Below are 1486 nucleotides of genomic sequence, written 5' to 3' on the forward strand. Positions count from 1 at the left end.
TGGGTTGCCCCCGGAAGTAGGTCCACGCGTTATGCGGGCCGCGGTTTCTTCAATGGGTACAGATTTCAGCATACTCAGCCGGGCTGCGGTACCCGAGCGCTGAGTGGCGCCGGATGGTGTTGTATTCCTTCTTCCAATCCGTGATGATCACCCGAGCATGGGTCAAAGACCAGAAGCTGGTGATGTTCAGGCACTCATCCCGGATCCTGCTGTTGAAGGACTCCACGTACCCATTGCGCCACGGCGCACCCGGCGGGATGTAGTGGATCCCCGTGACCTCCCCGGCCCAGTCGGCCATCGCGTGGCAGATCAGCTCCGGGCCGTTGTCACACCGTAGGACCTCTGGAAGCCCCCGGTCAGCGGCGATAGCGTCGAGGTGGGCGGTGAGGTCATCACCGGTGATGCTGCGGGCCACGATCCCGCCCAGGCATTCGCGGGTGTGCTCATCGACGATCGAGGCGATCTTGATCGCCCGGCCGGTCTCATCGGCGTCGAACTGGAAGTCCACCGCCCACACCACATTCGGCGCGTCCGCCTGCGAGGCTTCCGCGGTGGAGGACCCCACGCGTTTGCGTCGACGTCTCACCGGCACCCGCAGCCCCTCTTCACGCCAGAGCCGCTGGACCTTCTTATGATTGACCGCCCAGCCCTCGGCGCGGGCATCATGATAGGCCCGCCGGTAGCCCCAGCGCGGATGGTCCTTCGCATAGCCGCGCAGCCATGTCCGCAGCCCAGCATCAGGATCACCAGCGTTCTCAGACTTCAGGGTCCGGCGGAAAGCGGATCGGGCAAGCCCGGCCAGCGCGGTGGCTCTGCGTTCACTGATGCCCATGGTGGCCATCAGGTGTCGCGCAGCTGCTCGGCGCCGGTCCGGGCTTAGAAGTTTCCCTCCGCCAGCTCCTTCAGCGCAGCCTTCTCCAGCTCCGCCTCGGCCAGGAGCTTCTTGAGCCGGTCGTTTTGCTTCTGAAGTTCCTTCAGCCGTTTGGCGTCTTCGGCTTTGAGCCCGCCGTATTGGTTCTTCCACCGATAGTAGGTGGCCTCGGTGACTCCCAGTTCGCGGGCGGTGGCGGCGACGTCGTGGCCTTCTGCCTGGAGCTTCTCAGCGTCTTGGAGCTTCCGGATGATCTGTTCCGGGGTATGGCGTCTTCTCTTGCTTGTCATGGTCACACCAGTTTTCCTGCCCGGAGCACCGGGCGCTAGTGCGACTCTCATAACTCGTGGACCGAAATTAGGGGGTCATGCCAGGATGAGCTGTTTTCCAAGATTGATTCCGGTGAAGTGGAGCTGACCGGTGATGGCGGTCTGGTGCCGGCGCTGATCAAGGAGACCCTCGAACGTGGCTTGGCCGCTGAGATGACCTCTCACTTGGGTTACGCCAAGGACGACCGCGAGGCTAAGGCCACGAAGAACTCGCGCAACGGCTCCTATGCCAAGACCGTCGCCTCGGAGGCAGGAGAGATCGAAATATCGGTGCCCAGGGACCGGG

General features: G+C 63.3%; 2 protein-coding genes. One reads left to right on the top strand and one right to left on the bottom strand.

The features are described from left to right. Positions 1-49 precede the first annotated feature (49 nt). Positions 50-1161 (bottom strand): IS3 family transposase gene (locus tag FEF27_RS12995; protein ID WP_138171307.1). Its coding sequence is split into 2 segments (ribosomal slippage): positions 50-891 and positions 891-1161, totalling 1113 coding nucleotides; the frame shifts between segments, so codons are not numbered across the junction. Positions 1162-1227: 66 nt separating this feature from the next. Here FEF27_RS12995 and FEF27_RS13000 point away from each other — a divergent pair. After that, positions 1228-1486: transposase (locus FEF27_RS13000; RefSeq protein ID WP_243729255.1), on the top strand; the 259-nt coding region annotated here is incomplete at its 3' end.

This window comes from Nesterenkonia sphaerica (assembly GCF_005771565.1).
In the GTDB taxonomy this organism is placed as follows: domain Bacteria; phylum Actinomycetota; class Actinomycetes; order Actinomycetales; family Micrococcaceae; genus Nesterenkonia; species Nesterenkonia sphaerica.